We start from the raw sequence: 18,042 nt of genomic DNA, 5'->3' as shown, positions 1-18,042 counted from the left end.
TAGAACAAGCGGTTATATTATGCCAGCCACTTAGGACTCAGGACACTAGAAGCGGTCTCATAAACGTCTGAGTAAGATTTGTAAGCAACCGAGGCGAACGAATCCGAGGAAGTTTTCGACGTGGTATTCCCAACGAGTGACCAGGCGTCGAAAGTGATGAAGCCAGGCAAAGAGTCGCTCGACGCGCCAGCGGCGGCGGTAACGGCGCAATGGCCGTCCATCCTGAGTCTTGCCCCGGTTGCGCCGGTTCGGCGCGATCATCTCGATGCCGTACTCTTCGGCAAGCTTTTCGTCGAGCTTATCCGAGTCGTAAGTTTTGTCTCCGATGAGTCGCCTGGGCATTTCATCGAGGAAGCTTCCGGCCAGAACGTCTTCCACAAGCTGACACTCGGCCGGCGAAGCGCTGTCGACAGCAACGGCGAGAGGAAGACTGTCACCAGCGGCGAGAGCGATGATCTTCGTGCCCTTGCCGCGACGGGTGGGGCCAACGGCGAGGCCCCCTTTTTTGCGCTCGCGAATGTGGCATCAACGAACGCTTCTTCCGGATTCAACTGGCCTCGCTCATGTAAGTAGCGGGCCAACACTCTCAGCGTCTCTTCCAGCTTTCCGCTGCGCACCCACTGTTGAAAACGTCGGTGACAGGTCTGGTATGGCGGATATCTTTCTGGTAGTTCACGCCACTGCGGCCCACTCCCTAAAACCCACAGCACCCCGTTCAATACGCATCGAGTATCGTGCCACGGCCTGCCACGCTGATCCGCTCGGCGCTGCGGACGCAACACCGGCTCCACGACTTCCCATTGGTCGTCCTTTAAGTCCCATCGTCCACGCATACACTTCCGCGCAATTCACCAGAGCTCTTTCAGATTCCCATATTCCGCTCTTCAGAGGTTTATGAGACCATTTCTAACGTCCGCGACTTGGCAACTCTCTCTTTGTTGTCTCAGGAAGCGTAAAGGCCACCAGTTCATCCCCCATCGGACCGGCAAAAAAGCTTCCCCCTCCTGCCGCAACCACCACAAACTCCCGGCCCTCCTTTGTGACAAACGACATCGGCGTCGCATAAACACTTGCCTTCATTGGCTGTTCCCAAAGCGTCTTGCCACTCGCAGCATCAAAGGCCCGAAAGGTAGAATCCGCGCTCCCTCCAATCAAGAGCACGCCTGAAGGCAATGCCAGAGAACCCCCCAGGCCGTAAGCACCCGTGTGATCGAAACCTTTCTTCTTTGCTTCCGGCAACTCGCCCAGTGGCACCCTCCAACGCACCTCGCCTGTATCCACATCGATCGCGTTTAACGTGTTCCATGGCGGCACCGTACAGGGCACAAGATTCTTGGTCGTAAAACGAGCCTGTCCTGGAGGAGTGGAGAGCATCCAACGCCCGTCCCGCTCGGTCAGCTTGCCAATATATCCGATGTCATTGCTGTTGACAAAAAGCAGCCGGCGCGCAGCATCAAAAGAGCCACCACTCCAGGTGCCACCTCCCAGAAGTCCGGGAAAAATGAGCGTGTACCGATCTTTCTCCCAAGGAGTGAACAGCCCGGACCGCCCCACCTGTTCATAGAGCGCGCGGCACTCCTGCTCCCATTCCGGCGTCAACGTATTCAGATCTCCTGACGCAAGCGCCGTTCGTGAGAGTGGGGCAGGCTTCAAGGGAAAAGGCTGCGTGGGCCAAGACTCTTCCCCTGGCATCGTACTCTGCGGAACTGCTCGTTCTTCAAACCCAAAGATCGGCTCGCCCGTACGGCGATCAAGAATCCAAACCAGACTCATCTTCGTGATCTGGGCCAAGGCTGGAATCGTCTTCCCATTCTGCTTCACCTCGAAGAGCACAGGCTTGGCAGGCAAATCATAGTCCCATAGATCGTGATGCACCAGTTGCCGGTGCCAACGCAGCTTCCCGGTCTTGCCATCGAGAGCCACCACGCTGTTGGCATAGAGTCCCGCGCCCTTGCGGTCTGCACCGTAGAAATCGTAACTCGGGCTCCCTGTGGGGCAGTACAGCGCACCAGCAACTTCATCGACAGCGCACTGGCCCCACACATTGACGCCAGTCCGATTCTTACGAGAACCCGGAGCCCAGGTTTCTGCCCCCGGCTCCCCGTCACGAGGGACCGTATGGAACTCCCAGACTGGACTGCCATCACTCTGACGCCAGGCGCGGATCATCCCTTCCGGACCTTGCGGCGTAGCCTCCGGCACTTCCCCGCCCGTAATCACCAGATCGCCAAAGATCGCTGGCGGCATATTCTGCGACAGGTGTCCTGCGTACAAGCCCGCACGCAAATCGATCTCCCAGAGCTTCTCGCCATTCTTTGCCAGCAGACAGATCAGCTTGCCATCAGGAGTGCCATAAAAGACGCGCCCCTTCGCATGCGCCGCCCCCCAGTTCCGGCGGGTTTCTCCATTGCGAGGCACCTTCCAAACTTCACGTCCGCTCTTCGCATCAAGCGCGATCGCCGAACCTTTCGGCGTCACCAGGATCAGTTTGCCATCGGCCAGCACCGGGGTCGCTGAGAAACTGGTGCGGCGCGCCGCACCAGTGTCAGGGCCATTCTCACCATGGGCATAACGCCAGGCAACCTGAAGCTTCTCCACATTGGAAGGATCGATTCTCTGCGCCCAGGCAACGCAGCAAAACAAAATCAACGAGCCGACAAAGCGGGCCATTCCGTCTGTACCCCTCTCAAGCGGAGGCGCGTTTGGAAGGCATCCCGCAATTTCATGTCGTTCCGGATCTGGCGAGGCGGCTCACCGGTCCGAAGCGCCTCAGCGGCCAATGCGCCCGCACTTTCACCGATGTTCCACTCCACCGGATGCAGCCGGTAACAGCCGTTGGTGATGTGCGTCACGCCAAGATTCTTCGCTCCGGCCAACAGATTCTCCATCCGTTTGGGAATCAGTGCACCCATCGGAATCTGAAACGGCAAAGAGCCAACATCAACATAGTTGTCCCCACCACTCGAAGGATGCAAATCGATTCGATAGCTCCCCACACCAACGCTATCGGCAAAACGTTCAGCAGTCCCCTTCTCGCCTCGAATCTTCGAGGCGACATGCTGTTCAAGGACAGTGAACTCAGCAGCGATGCGACGGCTCTCCCGGATATAGGGATACATCGCCAATCCATCTTCTGTTCCAGCCTGATCATGCCGCAGGCGCAAACCGGGCCAGCCTGCTTTTCCATCAGGGCGAGGCGCCTCCGTCTGCAGCCAATACAGCAAAGAAAGGCTAAGCTGCTTGCCCCGATGCAGATGCTTCGCCGCCGTCTCCTGACTAACATTGTGGAGATTGCCCAGCCAATAGTCATTCTGCGGCCAGTTGACCAGCGAGATGTCGGCATCCTGCTGCCAGTCCACATAATTCCGCCGCCGGCGAATCCGGCGGTACAACCAGAGGTTCAACGGTCCCCCCGCTTGTCCCGCATCCTGCGTCGGATCGAAGCTGACATTGCGCAACTGCAGCGTCTGGGGATTGCTCATCCGCAGACTCAATAACTTCCCAGGCCAGGCAGGTTTCATCGCCGGAACATAATCGCGCCAGAAAGCATATTCCTGGGGTTTCTCAATCACATGGTTCTCGCCATCACGATAGTCCATCGCAAAGCAGACGGTGAAAGACTGGATATTATCCGGCTGCGCCTGATCGGGAGCACTCGGTTCTCCGGTCACCGCCCGGCTCTCAAAGCCGGTCACAAACTCACACTTTGTTAGCGGCAAGAGATCGCCTTGTTCGGTTGCATCAATGAAGTAGGGAGCACTAATGGTGATGCGGTGCTTCTCTGTGGTGTGCTCCACCGTGACAGCACGCACGCGGTCTCCCGCAACACTCGCCGCCACCGGTTTGAATTCCGTCAGCAGAACCAGTTGTCCACTCGCGACATAGGGAGCCAGGAATCCTTCGAGAACCGCCAATGAGACTTTCGGTTCATGCGTAATCCCGCTGACCGAACCACCACCAGGATTGAACGGGACGCGATGGCGCGCCTCTTCTGTGAGCGGAAAATTCGCCCGATAGTAGGCGCGCACATGATCGCGATAGGAACGGTAGCTCCGCGTGCCGCCGAACATCTCGATCCAGGGATGCTCATCGGGGGGCACAAGCTGCGAGGTCAGTTGCCCACCCACCCAGCGGCATTCCTCCGTCATAAGGACGCGGCGGCCTTCTCGCAGAGCACCGAGGGCAGCAGCGCAACCGCCGGTACCGCCACCAAGAATGGCGATCTCAGCAGACAACTCTTTTGAACGGGTTGTAGCGGCGAAGCTCGTCGCCGCTACAAGATTCAGGAACGATCTTCTTTGCATGACTCTAGTTCTCCTGGGGCAAAATCCATCATGCCACCAGAGGAAGGATCAACGGCTGAGTCGAAGCAACGAAGCAGCAATTTGGGCAAACAATCCCGCCAACTGTGAACCATCCGTCGTCGCCATCGCGAGACCTTTCTGCTGGTTCGGATTGAAGTAGGGATTGCTGTAGGGAGAGACCGTGCCATTGTCGAATACGATCGGCTTGATCTGCTCGACGTTCGCCACAATCTGGAGAAAATCCCGATCCACCACATTTTCATTTCCCATCAGATAGATCGTATCGATGCGGATGTTATAGTCGGTATCGTTTCGGATCTTGTTGGCTGCAGACACGGTACTATTCATCGCTGCCACCGGGTAAGGGTTGTTGAAGTCAGGCCGTAGATAATTTCTGTAGGGACCAGATTGGAAAAAATTACTGCCTTCGCCGACACTTGAATAACTGCCCCAGTCTCCACCTCGGAAACGGCATAAGTTTCCACCATTGACAGGAGTTCCGGAGGGCGCGCAGTTCGAATTGACTTCGAAGACCCAATTGTCCTTGAAGCCGCGATTCGAGTTGCCGAACTGATCTGTGTCGGGAATGTACGCAATTATTTGAGAACTCACTAGTGTATTGGGAGAACTCGGAGTGGGGAATCCAGATGGAATCGCAGTAACATTGACATTGGGAAGTGTCTTCTGGAAGCCCGTTCGATACCCATACTTCGAACTATACGATGTCATTGAGCCTACGCTCGAGGAGGAACCGTTGTTGTAGAGTGTTCCACTGGAAGAAGGAGTGACAGTAATCGATCCGGTGACGGTTGCAGGACTCGTTGATGCAGAGGGGACCGCCATCATGTAACACTTATAGGCAAATTCTGAGGCTGCGTCATTGTTCTGACAATTTCTGAAGTTATTCGTTGGAGCCCCGGAGTCTTGAATCCATCGCGGCAGATAAGGTCCAGAAGCGCTACCGAGGTACCAGCCGAATGCATCGCGCGTGCCCTGCGCCAAATCCGTATATTTTTTATATTGCACAGCCGAGAGTGGTAGAAATCGAGAATCACCATACAACGGCGTAACTCCGGAATTTTTGAGAGTCGTCTGCGCTGTTGAATATGGAGAATCGAGTGTCGGGGTCACATTCGTTCCCAGATAGTAGGTAGTGGGGCTATAAGGATTATTGGGATCCGAATGTAAGAGCTGCACATTCGTTGAGGGAGGATTGATTGCGGATACCGGAGATGGAGAGTATCGCGTATCCTTTTGTGTTCGCAACGGAAACGCTCCGCTGACCGTATTTGCGACTCCATCTGTGAACAGCGCAATTTCATTCATCGCAAGTTTCAGTCCAACATTCTGAATCGCCGCATAGCTCAATTCCAACGAAGGAGTTGTATTCGTCGACCCCGTACAGTCCTGATTCGCAATCGCCTTCGCCGCACCTGCGGAACCCGTCTTCTTATAGTTCGTCGACGGGGTGTAGACCACCTGTGCCTGGCTCGAAAATGTAGTTACGCCAATATAGTCATACGGGCTGAAGAAATTCAAAAACTGAATCGCCGAATACACCATTGCCTCACAGGAACTTGCATTCGAAACCAAGGTACTGGGAATCGTCCCTACGGTAGTATTTCTGCTCCCCATCGATCCTGAGATATCAAGAATCAGCATCATTACCAGCGTTCTTCGCGTGGCGGTTCCCGTCGCACTCACTCGAATGTTCGGCACACTAAACATACGCATGAAGTAGGTGGGCGCCGTCACAGCACCGACCACGTCCACCTGCAGGATTCCATTCGCGACGCCGCCCGTGGTCAACAGTGTGAAGGTCGGAGTAATCGTGGTCAACGCGGGGTCGGTCCCCATATAGCCACTAGGAAAATTCGCGTTGAAGAAGCGAGTTGCACTCGCGGTTGCGGCCGCATTCGCAGTTGCGACATCGTCACCCAGATTCAGTCCTCGTGCGGCGCCAAGTGCAGCAGAGTCCACTGAGGCGATCAACCGTCCCTTCACCAGATAGGCCAAGCCACCATCGATTGCCAGACCCACCGTACCGAGAGTAAAGAACATGAGGATCGCGGAGATCAACACCGCCATCCCTTTTTCCCGATGCGACGGCATCGGGCGCTGGCCCGGAACACCCTCCGGTTGGGGACGAAGAACCTCACTCATGGCACAACCTCTCTCTCATCCCGCTCTCTAACTGACATTCCGAACAGCGATGCTCGGAGCAGCCAGCCAGGGAAGCATATTCAACTCCGACACATCGGCAAACACTTCACAGATATACGCAAACTCACCCTGATTCAGATAGATAATGCCGCTTCCGCTTGTCGTCTTCGAGAAGCCGCTCGCCCGCACTCCCGTATTGATCGCAATATCAGAGTCATACAGACTCCCATCGGAGAGCGTCTGTGTCGAAACGGAGCCCAGTGCACTGCTCCAGCGGGAAGTATTCGCGATCTTCACCCTTTGGGCAATCACATACTCGTCAAAGTTGGCACACGTTGAAGCATTTCCGTTCCAGGTTGAGATTCCCGCATAGCACTCGTTGCTCCCCACCCGAACCACCTTCGTCACATACACCGCACCCTTTCCATTCGGATCGGGTAAATTAGTCCCGGCGAGGTTAAAACCCATCCCGCTCGCTGATCGAATCAACATATTCTGATTCTCCGGAGTCATCAGATTGACGCCCCGCACAATCAACACATTCGCGTTCCGGCACAGATTGCTCGCCTGAATCGAGCGATTCAGGCTCATTCCGATCGTAAAAGTCCCTGCGAGCAGGATCATGAGAAACGGCGTGATCAGCGCAAACTCAATGATCACGTTCCCTCTCTCTTTGGTGTTCCGACGGACGGAGATTGGATTCACAAAACTCATTTTCTTTTCCCGAATCCCGATTAAGGAGCTGGCGGCGCAGAAGCGCCCACCGGATAGCCCTGAAGAACATCACTCGCCGAAGAACTCATCTTGATCTGCGTTCCAGGCATGAAATTCGGCAAAGGAACCATCCAGTTCCAGGGGAAATCCGTCACAGAGACTTCAATCAGGTTGCCCGTCTGGTTCATATACATAAGCGATCGAGCCGGACTATAAGTGTCATTCTTGATCGTTTTCCCGACACCAACATCCCCAGGCGTCAGCGGATTGGTGAGATCGGTCGGCTGATAGTATTTCACCGAGATCAGATTGCTATTTGCAGTCCCAGATAAGAAGCCAATCGACGCGTTCTGCACCACCTGCTTGATACAGGCTGTCTGAGTTCCACAACTCGTCCCATTCAGTGTGGTTTGGAAGGTGATCCCAAAACGCACTCCGTCCCGCACGGCACTTTGCAGCATGCTCTTCAGAAAAACGGCGAGTGCAATATCTGACACGCCAAAGAACAGAGCAAAGAGTGGCAAGGCGCAGAGCGAAAACTCGATCAGCGTATTCCCACGTCGCCCTCTCCGGCGTTTCGGATTCACAGCTTGCTTCATAGACACGCCCACTTCGGGCATGTCAGCGTAATCGGCCTAAGCGGAGGCGGACTTTAGATCTTCCAGGAAAGGAGCCGTGCTTTTTCAATTTTCGCCACATCCAACTCCATTCCAAAGCCCGGCCGCTCACTCAACTCAATCTTTCCATCCACCGGAAGCAGCGCATTCCGATCAAAATGGTAATACGAAGCCATTTTCAACACCAGGAATTCGCTCAACGGGCAAGTCGACGGATTCTCACTCCCCACCACATGCAGCGCGGCATGCAAATTATGCCCATGCGGAATCACCGGCACATCATACACACTCGCCAGCGTGCAGATCTTCTTCAACTCACTCACCCCACCACACCATTCCGGATCCGCCTGCACCACCCGAATCGCATCCGCCTTCAGAAACGACTGCACTTCCCAACGCCCATAGAAATGTTCCCCGGTCGCAATCGGCACGCTCGTCGACGCACTCAGCCGCGCATAGGCATCTACCTTCTCGCTGCTGAACGGCTCTTCCAGCCACCTTGGCCGGAGCCCTTCGACGGCCTTGCACCAGCGCAACGCATAGGACAGATCCCAGCCATTAAAGACGTCAAACATCAGCCCGGCATCCGGACCCAGCGCTTCGCGCAAAGTCTCCGCCACCTTCACGTTACGAGCGAAACCCTCTGGCCCGCTTCCGGGCCCATCGGCCAGAAACCACTTCTGGTTGCGAAAGCCCTTCGCATACAGCTCCTTCGCCCGCGCTGCGATCCTGCCAGGCTCCACCGAACTCCCCAGCGTACTGCCATACACTTCCACCGCGTTGCGCGACGGTCCCCCGAGCAGACGATAGACCGGCGTCTTGAAGTAGCGCCCCCGCAGATCCCACAGCGCATTATCCACAGCGCTGATCGCCATCATGAAGATTCCGGTCCGCGCATGCCGGTTCAGACGCCACATCTGGTCCCACACCACGTCGCCGGCCAGCGCGTCCTTCCCAACGAGAAAGCTGCGAATCTGTTGATCGATGACAATTGCCGCCTCTCGATCGACCGGACCATAGAGTCCTTCCACACCCCCGCTTGCTTTCAGTTTCAAATAGATGGCGGTCGTCTTCTGTGGCCCACGCGTCGCTGCCCCATCGCGATATTCCTTCGGACGTTCCCCATCATAAATATGGAGCGGCTGCACCTGATACTGCCCATTCACCCCACGCTCAGCCTCGCGCGTCCCCTGGTACTCCCAAATCTCGACCGCCTCAATCCTGCACTGCGACTCCGCCGCCCAGCCCGCAAAACTACCTGCAAGCAAACCAAAAACCTCACGCCGTTTCATGGGGGCAATTCTATCAGTGCGGCCCGTATCGGTCTTCCGCTGTGAAGAGTTGGGGTATCAATCGATTTCCAGTCACAACTGGTTGCGGGTCGAGAAGCCTAGGATCGCCGTTGTCCCATCTCGGCCGCACTCAACTTCGGCGCCAGAATCGTCAGCACAAGGCCCAGAACGGACACGCCACCCGCCACCAGAAAGGTCGTCTGCAGTGCTTCGGCAATACCGGCATTAGTCAGCCGAAAGCTGAAGAACGCGCCCATCACCCCAATCCCGATGCTCCCCCCAATGCTTCTGGCAAACTGGATCGTCGCCGTCGCGGCCCCCATCGATCTGCGCTCCACCATCATCTGGACCGCGATCAGAAGCGCGGGTACCGTCAGCCCGAGCCCTGCCCCCAGAACCGCCATTGACCCGAGCAACAATGCCTTTCCGGAATTCGGCTGCAGTAGGCTCATCAGAATGCTGCCGAGCACCACACACACCATCCCGCCAATTGCCGGTCCCCGATAGCCCACACGGAGCATCACCCGTGCGCAAATCGCGCTCGCCACCACCCAGGCCAACAGCATTGGCGTGAGCGTGGCGCCAGCCTCCGTCGCACTTTTCTTCTGTACTTCCTGCACAAAGAGCGGTACATAAGCAGTGACGCCGGTCAGAGTCCAGCCGACAAGCAACGCATGCAGCACGGAAATCGTAAACAGGCGATCCCGGAATAAGGGCATTGGCAGAACCGGGTCAGGACTCGACCGCTCCACCCGCAAGAGCAGATAGGCCAAGGCAACCGACAAGAGGATCAGCGCCCAGCCCCACCAAACCGCCAGATCCACCAGGCCCAGAAGTAAGGTCACGGCGGAAAGCGTCACCAGGATCGCACCAGGATAATCGATGTGCGGTTTCCCGACAGCGAGCGTATGCCGGTCCTCCCACCAGTGCCAAACAAACCAGGCCGACAGGATCCCGAACGGAACATTCAGATAGAACACGCTCGCCCAGCCGATCCGGTCCACCAGAAAACCGCCGAGCAACGGACCGAGCACGCTCGACAGCCCCCAAACGCCACTGAAGAATGCTTGCACCCGGGCACGCTCTTCAAAGGAGAACATGTCGCCGATCATCACCAGCGCCAGAGGCAGCAATCCAGCGGCTCCCAAGCCCTGCAGCGCCCGAAAGACAATCAGCCACACCATGCTTGGAGCAAAGGCGCAAAGCAGGCTGGCCACCAGAAACAAACCCATCGACCAGGCGTAAACAAGCCGCCGCCCTAAAATATCACTGAGTTTCCCCGCAACTGGAATTCCGGCGCTGGAGGCCAGAACGTAGATGGAAAATGCCCAACCATAGATGCTCAGCCCACCCATTTCCCGCACAATGGTCGGCATCGCGGTGGCAACCACCGTCGCCTCCATGGACCCCATGAAAGACCCGATCATCAACCCCAAGGTCACCACGCGACGGGGCGACTGGAAGAACCGCTCCAAGAACTCCAACTTCTAGGTTAGTCTGGCCGCTTTGAGAAAGTCACGCAAGCTTGAGCTCTTTTAAGGGGATCCTGGCGGGTCAAAGGGACGACTGCGGGGTTCCAGCTTTCCAGGACGATTGCCCCTCAAAACGCTCCCTTGGATCGGAATATACGAGAGCTCTTCGCCGTTTTCCACACGCCGCAGCATTAAGCCGCCCCGGCTCATATCGCCGCGTCCGAGAAAATCAGCGGGAAACAATAAGCGTTCGCCAAACACGCCGAGCAAGGGTTCCGTATACTTATTCGTCGCGACACTACCCAGGAGGACAAAGCGGCAATCCGGGCTCGAGTTCGTAGCCAGTTGCTCTGCCTCTCGCAACAGCGGATTCCGATACGCTTCATTGCTCACAGCAATCTCTACCCCGCTAATGGCTCGCAAGTCCTCGCAACTCACCGTCTCTTCGGGATGAGCAAATCCGCGTCCCGGCACAATCACCAGTGCCGGAGGCAAGCCCAGATGTGGGACAGCAAAGCTGCGCGCATAGGCGAGTTTGCCCCGGAAATAAAGCCCACTCACAAAGGCATAAGTCTCCCCGATCGTCGCCGCACCTTCGCGCAAACGCACCGCCAGGTCAAAGCTTGCATCGCGGCGCAACAGCATCTCGGCACGCCGTCCGCCCAGATTCGCCGGAGAAAGAAGAAAAACACGAGGGAAGCTCAAGCGATCAATCCTAACGGCGAGGCCGACTCGCCCTCCAACTGGGACAACAGACATTGGCGGGGCGACTTATCGGGCCGCCAGCGCATCAGCTTCGTACCATGCCGGAAGCGCTGGCCGGTGAAGTGATCGTAGCGAACCTCTACCACCAACTCCGGACGCAACGGCTGCCAATCTGCCGACTTTGCCGTTGACCAGCGGCTCGGCCCTCCAGGAGACCGGCCGGTGAATCCCGGCTTTCCAATCAGTGCCTCCAGCTTTTCCGTCAAGGCAGGACGTTCCGCCGCAGCAATGGACGACGTGAATCCGACATGATGCAGCAGTCCTTGTTCATCATAGAGACCCAGCAGCAACGAACCCACCAGCTTCTCGCGAGCCCCATAGCGAAATCCTCCGACGACACAATCGGCAGTCCGCAGATCTTTGATCTTCAGCATCGCCCTTTCCCCGGACTGATAGGGCAGGTCCAGGCGCTTAGCCACCACGCCATCCAGTTGCCCGCGCATCGTTTCAAGCCAGGTCTCCGCATTCTCCAGTTCCCGGGTCGCCGGAGAAAGAAAGAGAATCTCGTCGCTGTCTACATATCTAGAGATGAAGTGCTCCAGATCCTTGCGGCGCTTCGCAAACACATCAGTGGCCACCAGCTTCCCTTTGTCATCGACAAGGAGATCGAACAGCACCAGCTTCACCGGATGTTCGACAGACAGCTTCCGCACCCGGCTTTCGGCCGGATGGATGCGTTGCAGCAAGTCATCAAAAGACAAACGTCCATCGATAAAGAGAACAATCTCGCCGTCCAGCACAAAGCGCTTGGCCCGAAGAGCCGTCAGCGCCTGCACCAGTTCTGGAAAGTAGCGCGTCAGCGATTCGCCCGACTTTGACTGCAACTCCACCGTGTCGCCATCGCGAAAGGCCAGGCAGCGAAACCCGTCCCACTTCGGCTCATACTGCCACTCCGCACCCTTGGGAATCTGCGCAACGCTCTTTGCTTCCATCGGAAGATACGGCACTTGGATTGGAAGATGGCTGAGATTCATCAGTCCACCCCCAGCTTGACGCGGCTTTTCTGCAGCAACAGCGGACGAAACAGATCGCCAAGCTTGGCCACGCGGGCCACCATATTGTCGATCCGGAAGTCCTCGATCTCGATTCCCTGCTCCACCTCGTCCCAAGTCACTGGCGCCGAAACCGTCGCGCGCGGCTTCGGACGCACCGAATAAACCGAAGCAAGAGTCCGTCCCCACGCATTCTGGTTATAGTCGACCAGAACCCGCTTTTCCTTCCGTTTCGCGATGCGGTATTCAGATTCAAGAATATCCGGATACTTCGCAGCAAGACGGACCGCAAAGGCCTTGGCCACCGTCCAAACCTGCTTCTGCAAAGGTCCCCGCTCGATCGGAACATAGATGTGGATACCGCGAGACCCCGTCGTCTTGGGATAGCTCTTCATCTTTTGAGCGTCCAGCTCTTCCCGCAGCAGGAGAGCCGCCTGCCGCACCAGAGCAAAGTCCGCCCCAGAAGTAGGATCGAGATCAAAGTGGAGAGAATCCGGACGATCCACGTCATCGCACTGGGCATACCAGGGGTTTAGATCGATACAACCCAGGTTCACCGCCCAGAGCAGTCCGGCAAGATCATCGATCACCGGAAAGGCCACCAGATTGGTTGCGCCATGCTGGATCTTGCAAATTGGAAGCCAATCCGGCCGTGACGCCGGTGCATGCTTTTGAAAGAAGAAATCATCAAAGGCTCCATTCGGATAACGCTTCAGCACCATCGCGCGCGACTCGAGATAGGGAAGCAAGTAGGGGGAGATGTCCGCGTAGTATTGCAGCAGATCGGCCTTCTGAATTCCCTCTGCAGGCCAGAAGACCTTTGCCAGATTCGTCAGTGAAACCGCCTTCCCGTTCACTGTAACGATGGCGTCTCCGCTCCGTGGAATCACAATCGGTCTCTTGGGAGCAGTGGAAAGCTTGGGCGCGCGAGTGGAGGCAGAACGGCTCAGAGGAGCTTTCGCCGCGGCAGTCCGGACAGGCATACCTTCAGGACAGAGTGAGGCGCTCTTTTGTTTCGATCAAAGGTGGGAGGGCGCAAAGAGATCTCCTCAAAACAAAGGCCACTGCGCCCCCATGGCCTTTGTCTTAATTCGGAGGGCGCACTGAGCGGTGGCGCAGTTTGAAAATCGCCAGGCCAAGCCCGGTCGCACACAGGAACACGCTCGCCGGTTCGGGCACTGCCGGCGGGTCCCCCGGATCGCTGCTCACCGTCAGATTGAGCGCCACCACAGTCGCGCCGAAAAGCAGCGGATTGTTCCCGGAGCCACCCACCCACTGCATATCGTTGATCGTCACCGTGGTGCCACCCCTCGTGTATACAGAGCTATTGGCGCTATTCACCAGAGTGTTGCTGAGACTGGCCGTGTTCACGCCAGCCCCAATGACAAAGAACCCGGGATGATCGGCCTGATCGAAGGTTGTGGGAGTGAAAATCGAGATTCCCGGTGCCGTACTCCCATCGAAGAACAGATTGACGCCGCCATAGATCACTCCAAAATTAGAAGTCCAATCCGTGGTCTCGAGATAGATTGTATAGGTCCCGTCAGACAGGGTATCAGGCAACACCTGGAAATTCGCGCCGTTGCCAGTCAAAGAGCCCACTTCGAGATTCAGCACCTGGCAACACCCCCCGCTCGCAGTGATGCCACCAGTCCATTGTCCATTTGAGTCTGTGCCAAAGCTGGTGAAACCGGATAGCGTCGTGGCAGAAAGACTCATAGTCATCGCAATGGCCATCAGGGTCACGATTAAAAGCCGATACATAAAAATTTTCCTCCTCATCCATCACGCGCCGATTCAGTTCGGCGCACCAGTGAAGTCAGGAAAATCAGATCATTCGTGACAAAGAATCCAAAAGAGCGGCTCAGGGAAGTGCTAATGGTACTGCGACCTCACAGTTCAAACCCAACCCTGAAAGCGAAAGACATACACGCCTCTAATGGCCGCAGCCGGATGCTCACCTCGATTCGAGAACCAAGGCGGTTCAGGACTGACATCAGCCGGTGAACAGTGAACCGTCCCAGCTCCGCGTTGCTGGAGATCCACGTGGGTCATGTGCCGCCCGTACCGTCAGTTGATTCTGATCGCGGCAAGGATAGCCTTCAGTTGGTGAGTTTGGCGAACTCCTCTCCTTCCAGGAGGCAAGAGCGACAAAGGTCGGCAGAGTCTCCCCGCAAAAAGCAAAAACGCCGTCAACCTTTGGTTGACAGCGTAAGAAAATTTCGACTGGTGTTAAATGGTCGGGCCGGCGAGATTCGAACTCGCGGCCTCTTGCACCCCAAGCAAGCGCGCTACCAGGCTGCGCTACGGCCCGAACAAACAACCTTCCAATCATAGCGCATCTGCTGCGTTTTTCGTTCCGGATTTTCATTTGTATGAAGAGATACCGCTCCCGAGTCCGTCGAAAGCTTAATTTTCAAGATTGATCCAAACCGGATCCTCCTCGCGCGTTACTCTCCAGCAACATGCGCTTCTTCTCTCTCGCGCTGCTGGGTGGAATGAGTTCGCTTCTCCTGGCTGGCGAACTGGAAAGCCTCGGGCGGCAGCTTTTCTTCGACAAGCGCCTCTCTAGCGACTCGTCCGTCAGTTGCGCCATGTGCCACCGGCCCGACACTGCCTTTGCCGATCCCAATCCCACCTCCCGTGGCGTGGGCGGCTCGAGAGGCGCCTTCAACTCCCCTTCCCTCCTCAACCTCCAAAAGGCCACACGTTTCTTTTGGGATGGCCGCGCCAGTTCCTTGGAGGAACAGGCGAAGGGGCCGCTGCTGAACGCACTGGAAATGGGCAATGAGCAAAAGGATCTGGAAATGCGCCTTTCCCTCATCCCCGAATACCAACTCCGCTTCCACCGCTCCTTTGGCGACTCAACGATTACCCTCGACCGGATTGTCACCGCGATCGCCGCCTATGAACGCACACTCAAATCCACGCATTCGCTTTACGAGGAATGGCGCATTGGCCGTCGCCAACAATGGACACCGGAGCATGAATTTGGCCGACAGCTCTTCTTCGGTAAGGCAGGTTGCTCGCACTGCCACTCCGGCCCCAACTTCACCAACGGCGAAATGTCCTCCGACGGCAACGGCAAGTCCTGGAAAGTTCCCGGTCTGCGCGAAGTCATCTACACCGCGCCGTACATGCACGACGGCTCCATCCCAAGCCTGACCCAGCTTCTCGATCGCCACGCGGGAGGCATCCTCTTGAATCAGCTCGAAAAGCATGCCGTAATTCGCTTTCTCGAAACGCTCAGCGGCGACTACAGCCGATAAACTGGCTGTGTGTTTTCCTTCGCGAATCAAACTGTAGTTGTCACCGGCGGCACCAGCGGCATCGGCGCCGCCATCGCCAGAGCGTTTGAGGACGCTGGCGCCAAAGTCCATGCGCTCGGCCTCGAAACGGGCCTCGACGTCAGCAACGCCGCCAGCATCGAAGCCGCTCTTGCACCCTTGAACGAGTTGCATGTACTGGTGAATGCAGCGGGCATCATCCGCCGCCTCGACGAACACCAGCCTGAGGTCTTCGCCCAGGTGATCGACATCAACCTCAACGGCACCATGCGCATGGCCCACGCCTGCCACGCGATGCTGAAAGCCTCACAGGGATCGATGGTCAACATTGCCAGCATGCTGAGCTTCCTTGGCAGCGGTCCAGCGCCTGCTTATTCGGCGAGCAAAGGCGGCGTCGCGCAACTCACCAAAAGCCTCGCCATTGCCTGGGCTCCAGACCAGATCCGCGTCAACGCGCTCGCCCCCGGCTGGATCGAAACCCCACTCACCAAGCCCCTCACCGAGGATGACGCCAAGCGCGACGCCCTCACCCGGCGCACCCCGATGGGCCGTTGGGGTAAGCCCGAAGACGTTGCAGGCCCGGCACTCTTCCTCGCTAGCCCGGCCGCTGCTTTTATTACCGGCGCAATCCTTCCCGTAGACGGCGGCTATCTGATAGCGTGAGCACGATGACCCCACCACTCGAAATGGCGAAAGACATCGTCATCCCCAGCATCATTCCCGAAGACGAACGCGTTTGGGTGCCGCAAGCGGAAAACGTCTGGTTCCGCCCTCTCTGTCTGTCCACCCGGCAAGGCTATTGGGTCAACCTGCTGCGGGTCCGCAAGTCCGGGATCCTCAGCCGCCACCGCCACCCTGCCCCCGTCCACGGCTATGTGGTCGAAGGCAAATGGCACTACCTCGAACATGACTGGGTCGCCACCCAGGGCAGCTATGTCTTTGAGCCACCCGGCGAAACGCACACTCTCGTCGTTCCAGCCGATGTCCCACAGATGATCACCCTGTTTCACATCACGGGAGCCATGATCTATGTCGACGCGGAAGGCAAAGTTACTGCCTATGAGGACGTCTTCACGAAAATCGAGATGTGCCGTAAGCACTACATTGCCTGCGGGCTTGGCGAAGACTACATCCAGCAGTTCATCCGCTAATTCTTCTCGTGCGCAAAGCGCATAAAACCATTCCGGTAGTCGATGGTGAGCGTCAGTTGTAGGAGCAGCGGCATCCCCAGAACTCCTGAGATTTCGACGCCCATGCTACTGCACAGCCGATCCATGTCAAAGCTCACCATGTCTCCCACCGGATACTTCAACCCGGCAAAGAGCAGCGCCACTTCCCGCGCCAGTTCCGTGTCCGCCACCTTCCCTTGCACGCCTTGCAGGACGATGTTCGAAGCACTGGTCCCGATCTTCGCGCCCTTCACGAAACGCTTGGACAGCAGGTCCAGCGTCGCGCCGCTATCAATGAGAACCATCGCCGAATGTTGGTCGTTCACCCGCGCCATCGTAAAGAGGTGATTGCCGCTGCGAATTGCCCGGGTCCATCCCGCTGGGGCACTGAGCGGAGCATCATAGTCACAGAAGCATTCGGGAGGAGCATCCAATCCCGGATGCGGTTCCAGAAAGACATCGGCGCCAATCAACCCATCAGCGCCAACACGAACCGTCCGGTCCACAATCCGCATCCGCACATTCTGATACTCCAACTTGCCAATCGCCAAATGCTCCGCAAGAAGCTCATGACTCTCCGCCGCCGGATCCGTACCGATGCCTTTGCTCACTTATCCCTCCTGTTCGAGACCCGCCTTGAGCGCAGACTTCTTGCGAATCAAAAATCCGCTCGCTCCCGTGTCGAGTAACAAACTCAGCGTCTTGCTTCGATTGATCCGAACCCGCACCAATTGCCCGGTCTGCTGCGAATTCGGCTCCCGGATCAAAGAAGCTTCAATCGAATACGCCGTATAAGGCGAACTCAGCTTCGAGCGATCGCGCGACTTCATCGACTTCGTCAATTGCAAGCTAGCCCGTATCGACTTGGCCATCTGCGACCCAGAGTCCAGCAAAGACAGCGCCTTCTCGGTCAGAGCGATATCCCTTTCCGGATCCTTCTCAAAACTCGCAGCAGCCAGAATAAAGTCAGGATTCTTTGCACCCAGCGCCAAGGCCTCCTTCAGGCTCCGCTCCGCTGGAACAAAATCTGCCTGACGAAGGTGCAGTAAAGCCTTTGCCGCCAAATACCAGGAATCCTTCTGGACGCCTGCACCGCCAGCTTCAGCTTCTCGGCCGCCGCAGAATACTCATGCCGGTAAAATAAGGCCCGTCCCTCGCTCAAGGAATCCGCAAAGAGCGTACCGGCACCGAGTAGACTGACGCATAAGATCCATAACTGCGACATAAGTTTCTGATTGCCTCATCAGCAGTGCTAGCCTTGCAGACA

The 18,042-nt window shown here is 56.9% G+C and carries 17 protein-coding genes and 1 tRNA gene; 3 read left to right on the top strand and 15 right to left on the bottom strand.

The window, feature by feature from the left end; all coding sequences use genetic code 11:
* Nucleotides 1-57 precede the first annotated feature (57 nt).
* The 13 genes from M017_RS28885 to M017_RS0122125 all read right to left on the bottom strand — a co-directional run bounded on the left by M017_RS28885 (nucleotide 58) and on the right by M017_RS0122125 (nucleotide 14,633).
* A protein-coding gene (locus M017_RS28885) for an IS5 family transposase (protein WP_202901706.1) occupies nucleotides 58-833 on the bottom strand; the annotation gives its coding sequence in 2 pieces (ribosomal slippage) (nucleotides 58-494 and nucleotides 494-833; 777 coding nt in all).
* A gap of 73 nt (nucleotides 834-906) precedes the next feature.
* Nucleotides 907-2,670 carry an outer membrane protein assembly factor BamB family protein gene (locus tag M017_RS0122180; protein ID WP_051670721.1) on the bottom strand — a complete coding sequence of 588 codons (1,764 nt, stop codon included), beginning with the start codon at nucleotides 2,668-2,670 and terminating at the stop codon, nucleotides 907-909.
* Nucleotides 2,646-4,304 carry an FAD-dependent oxidoreductase gene (locus tag M017_RS0122175; protein ID WP_031500383.1) on the bottom strand — a complete coding sequence of 553 codons (1,659 nt, stop codon included), beginning with the start codon at nucleotides 4,302-4,304 and terminating at the stop codon, nucleotides 2,646-2,648. The genes M017_RS0122180 and M017_RS0122175 overlap by 25 nt, the downstream gene beginning before the upstream one ends.
* 48 nt (nucleotides 4,305-4,352) lie before the next feature.
* Complete coding sequence (locus M017_RS0122170) at nucleotides 4,353-6,467, bottom strand: VWA domain-containing protein (protein WP_031500382.1); 2,115 nt, start codon at nucleotides 6,465-6,467, stop codon at nucleotides 4,353-4,355.
* Between the two features lie 27 nt (nucleotides 6,468-6,494).
* Entirely contained in the window at nucleotides 6,495-7,127 is a 633-nt protein-coding gene (locus M017_RS0122165; RefSeq protein ID WP_162180010.1) for a TadE/TadG family type IV pilus assembly protein, read from the bottom strand.
* A 74-nt stretch (nucleotides 7,128-7,201) separates the two neighbouring features.
* The gene (locus tag M017_RS28155; protein WP_031500380.1) at nucleotides 7,202-7,780 is read right to left on the bottom strand and encodes a TadE/TadG family type IV pilus assembly protein; all 579 of its coding nucleotides are present in this window, start codon (nucleotides 7,778-7,780) and stop codon (nucleotides 7,202-7,204) included.
* A gap of 53 nt (nucleotides 7,781-7,833) precedes the next feature.
* Nucleotides 7,834-9,090, bottom strand: a complete 1,257-nt coding sequence (locus M017_RS0122155; protein WP_051670720.1) for an enolase C-terminal domain-like protein — start codon at nucleotides 9,088-9,090, stop codon at nucleotides 7,834-7,836.
* Nucleotides 9,091-9,188: 98 nt separating this feature from the next.
* Nucleotides 9,189-10,565 carry an MDR family MFS transporter gene (locus M017_RS0122150; RefSeq protein ID WP_031500378.1) on the bottom strand — a complete coding sequence of 459 codons (1,377 nt, stop codon included), beginning with the start codon at nucleotides 10,563-10,565 and terminating at the stop codon, nucleotides 9,189-9,191.
* 60 nt (nucleotides 10,566-10,625) lie between these two features.
* The gene (locus M017_RS0122145) at nucleotides 10,626-11,267 is read right to left on the bottom strand and encodes a hypothetical protein (RefSeq protein WP_202901705.1); all 642 of its coding nucleotides are present in this window, start codon (nucleotides 11,265-11,267) and stop codon (nucleotides 10,626-10,628) included.
* Entirely contained in the window at nucleotides 11,264-12,301 is a 1,038-nt protein-coding gene (locus tag M017_RS0122140) for an ATP-dependent DNA ligase (protein WP_080508087.1), read from the bottom strand. Before M017_RS0122140 ends, M017_RS0122145 begins: the two co-directional genes overlap by 4 nt.
* Nucleotides 12,301-13,302 (bottom strand): non-homologous end-joining DNA ligase, encoded by a 1,002-nt coding sequence (gene ligD / locus M017_RS0122135; protein ID WP_238326007.1) that lies wholly within the window; start codon nucleotides 13,300-13,302, stop codon nucleotides 12,301-12,303. Before ligD ends, M017_RS0122140 begins: the two co-directional genes overlap by 1 nt.
* A 103-nt stretch (nucleotides 13,303-13,405) precedes the next feature.
* On the bottom strand, nucleotides 13,406-14,083 hold the full coding sequence (locus M017_RS0122130; RefSeq protein ID WP_031500374.1) for a hypothetical protein: 678 nt from the start codon (nucleotides 14,081-14,083) through the stop codon (nucleotides 13,406-13,408).
* 473 nt (nucleotides 14,084-14,556) lie between these two features.
* A tRNA-Pro gene (locus tag M017_RS0122125) sits at nucleotides 14,557-14,633 on the bottom strand.
* Between the two features lie 151 nt (nucleotides 14,634-14,784).
* Here M017_RS0122125 and M017_RS0122120 point away from each other — a divergent pair.
* Genes M017_RS0122120 through M017_RS0122110 form a run of 3 tightly spaced genes read left to right on the top strand, consistent with a single transcriptional unit; the run spans nucleotide 14,785 to nucleotide 16,757 of the window.
* A complete protein-coding gene (locus tag M017_RS0122120) occupies nucleotides 14,785-15,588 on the top strand; it encodes a cytochrome-c peroxidase (RefSeq protein WP_051670719.1) in 804 nt (267 codons plus the stop codon).
* Between the two features lie 9 nt (nucleotides 15,589-15,597).
* Complete coding sequence (locus M017_RS0122115; RefSeq protein ID WP_031500372.1) at nucleotides 15,598-16,269, top strand: SDR family NAD(P)-dependent oxidoreductase; 672 nt, start codon at nucleotides 15,598-15,600, stop codon at nucleotides 16,267-16,269.
* A gap of 5 nt (nucleotides 16,270-16,274) precedes the next feature.
* The gene (locus M017_RS0122110) at nucleotides 16,275-16,757 is read left to right on the top strand and encodes a 2,4'-dihydroxyacetophenone dioxygenase family protein (protein ID WP_031500371.1); all 483 of its coding nucleotides are present in this window, start codon (nucleotides 16,275-16,277) and stop codon (nucleotides 16,755-16,757) included.
* On the opposite strand, the gene M017_RS0122105 is transcribed toward M017_RS0122110, so the two are convergent.
* Both M017_RS0122105 and M017_RS0122100 read right to left on the bottom strand, forming a co-directional pair.
* Nucleotides 16,754-17,386 (bottom strand): aspartyl protease family protein, encoded by a 633-nt coding sequence (locus M017_RS0122105; RefSeq protein WP_031500370.1) that lies wholly within the window; start codon nucleotides 17,384-17,386, stop codon nucleotides 16,754-16,756. The two genes, M017_RS0122110 and M017_RS0122105, sit on opposite strands and share 4 nt — an antisense overlap.
* Entirely contained in the window at nucleotides 17,387-17,839 is a 453-nt protein-coding gene (locus M017_RS0122100) for a pepsin/retropepsin-like aspartic protease family protein (protein WP_155121566.1), read from the bottom strand. It abuts the gene before it with no gap.
* Nucleotides 17,840-18,042 lie beyond the last annotated feature (203 nt).

It is taken from the genome of Bryobacter aggregatus MPL3, from assembly GCF_000702445.1.
Taxonomy (GTDB): Bacteria; Acidobacteriota; Terriglobia; order Bryobacterales; family Bryobacteraceae; genus Bryobacter; species Bryobacter aggregatus.
The sequence above is the reverse complement of the archived record's forward strand: the minus strand, read 5'-3'. Positions and strand labels throughout refer to the sequence as shown.